Genomic DNA, 7,331 nt, shown 5'->3' with positions numbered 1-7,331 from the left:
AAATTAAGTTCTCCGACTATACCTTTTCAGATAACTGAGCGTAGTCAAAACCGCAAGCGGAGCGGGATGGCTGCCTTGTCTTGGTCTGCGGTCTTCGATTATAGTAAACGTGAGCCTGTCGCCTTAGTGCAGAGTGCCGTACCCCGCTGATTTTTCGGGCCGTCAATACTATATTCCCGCCATCAAGATAAAGAAAGCCAAGCCATGAATGCCTACCGATACCGCCGAACCCTGCCCGATGCGCCGCTCGATATTGTCGGCGATGTGCACGGCGAATTTGCCGCGTTTCAAGCTCTGCTGCGGCATTTGGGCTACCGCGCCGACGGCAGCCACCCGGAAGGGCGGCGGCTGGTGTTTGTCGGCGACTTGTGCGACCGCGGCCCCGACAGCCCCGCGATGCTGGCGTGGGCGGAGCGTGCGGTCAAAGCGGGGTATGCTTTTGTGGCGCTGGGTAATCACGAGCTGAACCTGTTGGTAGATGATGCCAAAGACGGATCGGGCTGGTTTTTCACGCAGCGTGCCGAAAAAGACGCGGCCAATTATGCGCCCTGGCAGCAGGCGGACGCAGCGGAGAAAGCCGCCATTACCGCTTGGCTGGCGGAGCAGCCGCTGATTTGGGAGCGGGAAGACATCCGCATCGTTCATGCCGCCTGGCTGCCCGAGCAGCTGGCGCGTTTGGACGCAGCGGCGGGCGAGGGCTTGGTGGCGCAATACCGGCGCTTCGACCGCGAGCTGACCGAGCAGCTTCAGTCCGCGCCGTGGTATGCCGATTACCGCTATGAGCAGCAGCATTATGCCGATTTGGCGGAGCAGCCCGGGCAGGCGCCACCGCCCATGCCCGCTACCGCGCAATACGATTTGGCCCGCAGCAGGGCGCATCCGATCCGCGCGTTGACAAGCGGCGTGGAGCGGCTTTCTGCCGAGCCGTTTTTTGCGGGCGGGCGTTGGCGCGGCACGGAGCGTTGCCCGTGGTGGACGGATTATCGGGAAGACATCCCCGTCGTTATCGGGCATTACTGGCGTGCCTGGCAGGCGTCTGAAAATGCCGTTGCTGCCGAGCGTAACCTGTTTCCGAGTGCGCCGAATGCGTGGCACGGCGCAAAGCAAAACGTTTTCTGCGTGGATTTTTCCGTGGGCGCAAGCTGGCGCGCGCGCAAATATCCGCACAAATATACCGCCGCGCAATTTCGGCTGGCCGCCTTGCGCTGGCCGGAGAATATTTTGGTGGCGGATAACGGAGAAACGCTGGCTGTGGAATGAGCGTGAGTGGGGCGGAGCAGCTTTGAATATAGTCGGAGAAATTACGCTCCGACTATAGCAGTAGGTCGGGCACTTTTGCCCGACGATTCGTTGATATGCCTGAAAATATTAGCCTCCCCAAATATAGTCGGAGAGTAATTTCTGCTACGGCGCTGGCTCGTTTTGTATCAGAATTTACGCTCCGACTATAGCCACTTTCCCTACAAAAAAGCCGTCTGAAAATCTCGTTTTTCAGACGGCTTTTTTGTTTGTTATTCGGCGAATACGGCCGTGACCGGCGCATGGTCGCTCGGGCGTTCTTGCGCGCGGGTGTCCAAATCGACGTGTACGTCTTGCAGCGCGGCGGCGAGGGCGGGGCTGATAAGCTGGTGGTCGATACGCAGGCCGAGTTTGCGTTGGAACATGGCGCCGCGGTAGTCGAACCAGGTGTAAAACGCGCCTTCGGGGTGGACTTGGCGCAATGCGTCGGTTAAGCCCAAATCGAGCAGGGTTTGGAACCAGCCGCGCTCTTCCGATGAACAGTGAATTTTTTCATGCCATTTTTCGGGGTCGTAGCAGTCGGCATCGGCGGGGGCGATGTTGAAATCGCCGAGCAATACCAGCTTTTCGTGGCGGGTGAGTTCGTCGCGCACGAAGTCGGTGAGCGCGGCAAACCATTGGCGTTTGTATTCAAACTTGGGGCTGTCGAGCGCTTCGCCGTTGACACAATACACATTAATCACGCGCACGCCGTTTACGGTGGCGGCAATCACGCGCCGCTGCGGGTCGTCGGGCAGGGCGGGCAGGCCGGTGTGTACGTCCTGCAGGGCGTGGCGGCTGATGATGGCTACGCCGTTGTAGGTTTTCTGGCCGCTCCAGGCGGTTTGCCAGCCCATCATATTGAGCGCGGCGGCGGGGAATTTGTCTTGGTCGAGCTTGAGCTCCTGCAAAACCAATACATCGGGCTGCTGGTCGGCGAGCAGGTTTTGCACCTGCGGCAGGCGCACGTTGAGCGAGTTGACGTTCCAAGTGGTGATTTTCATGATGCTGTCCGTAATGTGGTATCTAAAGCCGGGAAAAGGCCGTCTGAAAATGCGGCGGCCTTATTGTACCCGAAATCGGGCCGACGGAAAGCGGCATCAGTTTTCGGTGCGGCTGCTCAGACGGCGCAGGGTGTAGAGAATTTCGGCGGCATCTTCGGAAATCAGGCGGTATTCGATGATGCGGTGGTAGCGGGTGTATTCGACGATGCCCTCGGCGCGCAGTTTGGCCAGATGGGTGGACACGATGGTGGCGGGCAGGTCGAGGGCTTGGGCAAGCTCGTTGACGTTGCGGTCGCCCTCGAGCAGCGCGAATAAAAGCGCCATGCGCTCGGGCTGGGCGATGAGTTTGAGCAGGTTGGAGAGGTAGGGTTTTTCCATGGGTGTCGTGCGGTGATGCGTTGTCGGCACGCGCCGTGCGGCGGATGCGCTTTATCGTTATGGGTGGTAATCGGTGTTTGATGCGGTTGCGGAGTGTACCCGAAGCCGAGCGGCCGCAATGATGCGGGAGTGAAAATGCGGGTAAATAATGGTTATGCTGCGGGGGAGAAATGCGTGCCGCAGGCCGTCTGAAAATGCGGGCTTAGGCAGGCGGAAAAGATGGGGGCGGGAAAAGCGCAGGGTGTTTCGTTGCTGACAAACTACCCTGCGGCTAATCATTCAAATATTGACAGTCAGTGATTGGATTGCCTTATCCCGGGCGCACGTTATGAACACGGGGCGGCGCGCGCAAACGGGCATACGCGAGCCGTCTGAAAAACAGCCCGTTGTGTTACGCGGCGGATACGGCTTTTAGGCGGCGAGTTTAACGGCCAACTCGGCCAGCCGCTTGCCTTGCGCGAAAGCCAGCTCGTTTTCTTCGTCGGTCAGCGCGGCGCGGCCTTCGTGTCCGGCAACGTGGCTGGCACCGTAGGGCGTGCCGCCGCTTTGGGTGTGGCCGAGGGCGGATTCGCTGAAGGGAATGCCGCTGATAATCATGCCGTGGTGCAGGAGCGGCAGCATCATGGAGAGCAGGGTGGACTCTTGGCCGCCGTGCAGGCTGGAAGAGCTGGTGAAGACGGTGGCGGGTTTGCCGGATAATTCCGCGCCCAGCCATTGCGGAATGGTGCCGTCGATAAAGTATTTCATGGCGGCGGCCATATTGCCGAAGCGGGTGGGGCTGCCGAGGGCGAGGGCGGCGCAGTGTTTCAGGTCGTCGGCCTCGGCATAGGGCGCACCTTGCTCGGGCACGCTGCTTTCAACGGCTTCGCATACGGCGGATACTTTGGGCACGGTACGCAAAACGGCTTCGCAGCCGGGCACGCTTTCGATGCCGCGTGCAATCTGGCGGGCGAGGTTGAGGGTGCTGCCGTGTTGGGAGTAGAAAAGGACGAGGATTTTCAAGGGATTTGGGTTCATGTGCGGATTCCGTTAAAATGGCGGCAGAGGCCGTCTGAAAATATAGGAGAGATTATGCTGTTTTTGCACCGCTTGCAAGGTTTGCGGCAGGGGAAATTTGTCGGGTTTGCCGCTTTTCTGCTGCGCCGTTTCAACGACGAGCGCGTGCCGCAGGTGGCGGCCAGCCTGACGTTTACGACGCTGCTGGCGCTGGTGCCGGTGCTGACGGTCACGGTGGTGGTGGCTTCGGCGTTTCCGGTGTTTGACGAGTGGTCGGATACCTTCGTGCAGTTTGTCAACCGCACGATTGTGCCGCAGGGCGCGGATATGGTGTTTGACTATATCAATGCGTTTAAGGAAAAGGCCAAGGGGCTGACGGCCATCGGTAGTGTGATGCTGCTGGTCACATCGCTGATGCTGATTCAGACCATCGACAATACGTTTAACCGCATTTGGCGCGTGACCACGCGGCGGCCTTTGATGATGCAGTTTTTGGTGTATTGGGCGCTGCTGACTTTCGGCCCTTTGTCACTGGGTGTGGGGGCTTCGCTGCTGTTCGGCCTGATGCCGCGCGGCGATGAGGCGCTCGGGGCGTATTGGGCGGAGGGTTTGCAGACGGCGGCTTCGGTGGGCTTCAGTACGCTGCTGCTCTGGGGGCTTTACCGCTTTGTGCCCAACCGTTTCGTGCCGGCGCGGCAGGCGTTGACGGGCGCGCTGGTAACGGCAGTGTGCCTGGAAGTGGCGCGTGCGCTGTTTGCTTGGTATATGGGGCGGTTTAACGGCTATACCTCGATTTACGGCGCGTTTGCAGCCGTACCGTTTTTCCTGCTGTGGCTGAACCTGCTGTGGTCGCTGGTGTTGGCGGGCGCGGTGCTGACTTCGTCGCTGTCGTATTGGCAGGGCGAGGCCTTCCGTCGCGGTTTGGACGCACGCGGGCGTTTTGACGATGTGCTGAAAGTGCTGCTGCTGCTCGATACCGCGCAGCAGGAGGGGCAGGCGATGCCGATACAGGATTTTAGACGGCATATCAATATGGGTTACGACGAGCTGGGCGAGCTGCTGGAAAAATTGGCGCGGCACGGCTATGTGTATTCGGGTAAACAGGGCTGGGTGCTGAAAACGGGTGCGGAGTCCATCGAGCTGGCGGATTTGTTTAAATTATTCGTGTACCGCCCGACCGCATTGCGTCAAGACCATGTCAACGAAGCGGTCAGCACCATCATGCAGCCCTGCCTGGAATCGCTGGACATCACGCTGGCCGAGTTCCGACGGCATACTGCGGCGGCGGATAAAGCGTCGGACAAGGCCGTCTGAAAAAAGCGGAGAAGCCTGAAACAGCAAAGCGGCCGACAAGACAATCTTGTCGGCCGCTTTTTCAGACGGCAGCTTACAGCGCCAGCTTCTGCTTCACTTTTTCCCAAACGGCTTCCAGCGGAATGGCTTTCAGCAGGCGGGTTTTGTCGTCGGTATCGATGCTTTCCGGATCGGGCAGCGGGCCGAAATCGCCCGCCCACACCACTTCGGCCTGATCGGAATAAGGCCGCCATCGGCTGACCCAAGTGGGGCCGAACAGGGCGACTTGCGGCTTGTTTAATGCGGCGGCGATGTGCATGGGCACGGAATCGACGCCGATAAACAGCGATGCGCCGTCGATGGCGGCCGCCAGCTCGCGCAGATTGAGGCAGCCGGATAAAGTCCACACGTTGACGCCGGGGTGTATCTGCAGATTGGCGGTAATCTCCTGCAGCATGGCCTGCTCGGTTTCGTCGGGCGCGGCGGTGAACACAATGTTGCGGCCGTGGTTGAGCAGCAGTTGCGCCACCGCTGCGGTTTTATCGTCTTCCCAACATTTAAACATCCAGCGCGAGCCGGGGTGAATCAGCACATAAGGCTCGCCGCGCCAGCCCTGCGCCGCCAGCTTTTCCTGCAGGCTGCTGCGGATGTCGCCGCCGATGGCCATGGACACTTCGGCTTTCACTTCGTCGGGCTGCATCAGCGGCGGCAAAACGTGCAGATGACGCTCGACTACATGATGCGACCAATCCAAATCGGGGTTGATAAAATCATGGCAGAAGCGCCACAGCGCATTGTCGCGCTTGCGGTAGGCCAGGCTGGCGCTGCAGCGGGCGCAGAATTTGGCGATAAACGCCGCCCGCCATTGGTCGGAAAGGTTGAACGCCCAGTCGTAGCCGCGCGCCTTCAACGCGCGGAACAGGGCGCGCTCATGGGCAAACTGGGCTTTTTTGCCCTGCTTTTTCCATTGGCGGTCGACGGTAAAAATTTGGGCGATGTGCGGATTGTCGCGGATAATGTCGGCGGTTTCCTGATAGACCAGCATATCGACTTCGCAGTCGGGAAAGCGCTGCCGCAGGGCGTGCGCCACGGGCGTGGTCAGCAAAACATCGCCGTGGTGGCGCAATTTGATGATTAAAATTCGTTTCGGTGCGGCTAAAGACATATCGGTCGGGCTTTCAGGCAAGTATTCAGACGGCCTTGAGGCAGGCGTTCCCCATAATTGTAAAACGGATAGGCATTTTAGGGAATTGCCTTTATATTAGCGCTTTGCCGCCGCAGCCCGCAAAAGGCGGCAGTCAGGGCGGCGGCAAAAGCCGTCTGAAAACGGGCGGTATGCGATTTGACGGAGGATGCGATGACACAGAAAACGATTTATCTGGCCGGCGGCTGCTTTTGGGGCGTGGAAGCCTATTTCCGGCGCATAGGCGGCGTGGTTTCCGCCGTATCCGGCTATGCCAACGGGCGCACCGAAAACCCGTCTTATGAAGACGTATGCCGGCGCAACAGCGGCCATGCGGAAACGGTGGCCGTCACCTTCGACAGCGGCATCATCAGCCTGGCCGACATCCTGCGGCACTTTTTCCGCTTAATCGACCCGACCTCGCTCAACCGCCAGGGCAACGATGTGGGCGAGCAATACCGCAGCGGCATCTACTACACCGATGCCGCCGACGAGCAAACGATTCGCGCGGCCTTGGCCGAGGTGCAGGTGCAGCACGCGCAGCCCGTGGTGGTGGAAAACCTGCCGCTGCGGCATTTTTACTCCGCCGAAGACTATCATCAGGACTATCTCGGCAAAAACCCGGGCGGCTACTGCCACATCGATTTGCGGCTGGCGGCCAAGCCTTTAAACGCGCAGGGTGCGGAGCGGGTGTTTGCCAGGCCGTCTGAAAACGAAATCCGCGTCCGCCTGACGGACGAGCAATATTATGTGACCCAGCAAAGCGGCACGGAGCGGCCGTTTTCGCACGCATACGACCATTTGTTCCAAGCGGGGATTTATGTGGACATCGTCAGCGGCGAACCCTTGTTCAGCTCGGCCGACAAATTCGATTCGGGCTGTGGTTGGCCGAGTTTCTCGCGGCCGATTGCCTATGACTACATCACCGCCCGCGAAGACGGCAGCCACGGTATGCAGCGTATCGAAGTCCGCAGCGCCGCCGCCGATTCCCATCTCGGCCATGTGTTTCCCGACGGGCCGCAAAGCAGGGGCGGCTTGCGCTTTTGCATCAACGGCGCGAGCCTGCGCTTTATTCCGTTGGAAAAAATGGACGAAGAGGGCTACGGCGCTTGGAAATACGCAGTAGAGGCCGTCTGAAAAACGCCTGTATGCAGGCAAGCGGCATCAATGCACGATGCGCGGCGTTATGAAATTTATTT

General features: G+C 59.5%; 6 protein-coding genes and 1 pseudogene. 3 read left to right on the top strand and 4 right to left on the bottom strand.

The features are described from left to right. Positions 1-204 precede the first annotated feature (204 nt). Positions 205-1,260, top strand: a complete 1,056-nt coding sequence (locus BDE01S_RS06635; RefSeq protein WP_066079089.1) for a metallophosphoesterase — start codon at positions 205-207, stop codon at positions 1,258-1,260. Between the two features lie 251 nt (positions 1,261-1,511). On the opposite strand, the gene xth is transcribed toward BDE01S_RS06635, so the two are convergent. The 3 genes from xth to wrbA all read right to left on the bottom strand — a co-directional run bounded on the left by xth (position 1,512) and on the right by wrbA (position 3,677). Then, positions 1,512-2,282, bottom strand: coding sequence for an exodeoxyribonuclease III (xth, locus tag BDE01S_RS06630; protein ID WP_066079086.1), 771 nt, complete (start codon positions 2,280-2,282; stop codon positions 1,512-1,514). 96 nt (positions 2,283-2,378) lie between these two features. Beyond that, positions 2,379-2,660: an ArsR/SmtB family transcription factor gene (locus BDE01S_RS06625; protein ID WP_066079083.1), complete on the bottom strand. Its 282-nt coding sequence runs from the start codon at positions 2,658-2,660 to the stop codon at positions 2,379-2,381. 411 nt (positions 2,661-3,071) lie between these two features. Further along, on the bottom strand, positions 3,072-3,677 hold the full coding sequence (wrbA, locus tag BDE01S_RS06620; protein ID WP_066079079.1) for an NAD(P)H:quinone oxidoreductase: 606 nt from the start codon (positions 3,675-3,677) through the stop codon (positions 3,072-3,074). A gap of 54 nt (positions 3,678-3,731) precedes the next feature. On the opposite strand from wrbA, the gene BDE01S_RS06615 reads away from it, so the two are divergent. Then, positions 3,732-4,970, top strand: coding sequence for a YihY family inner membrane protein (locus BDE01S_RS06615; RefSeq protein WP_066079073.1), 1,239 nt, complete (start codon positions 3,732-3,734; stop codon positions 4,968-4,970). 73 nt (positions 4,971-5,043) lie between these two features. Here BDE01S_RS06615 and rfaQ read toward each other — a convergent pair whose 3' ends face one another. Then, positions 5,044-6,114 (bottom strand): putative lipopolysaccharide heptosyltransferase III, encoded by a 1,071-nt coding sequence (rfaQ, locus tag BDE01S_RS06610; RefSeq protein ID WP_066079069.1) that lies wholly within the window; start codon positions 6,112-6,114, stop codon positions 5,044-5,046. A 192-nt stretch (positions 6,115-6,306) separates the two neighbouring features. Here rfaQ and msrAB point away from each other — a divergent pair. Then, positions 6,307-7,269, top strand: a pseudogene (msrAB, locus tag BDE01S_RS06605) (bifunctional peptide-methionine (S)-S-oxide reductase MsrA/peptide-methionine (R)-S-oxide reductase MsrB); the annotation flags it as partial. Positions 7,270-7,331: the final 62 nt, after the last annotated feature.

Source organism: Bergeriella denitrificans NBRC 102155 (assembly GCF_001592185.1).
In the GTDB taxonomy this organism is placed as follows: Bacteria; Pseudomonadota; Gammaproteobacteria; order Burkholderiales; family Neisseriaceae; genus Neisseria; species Neisseria denitrificans.
The sequence above is the reverse complement of the archived record's forward strand: the minus strand, read 5'-3'. Positions and strand labels throughout refer to the sequence as shown.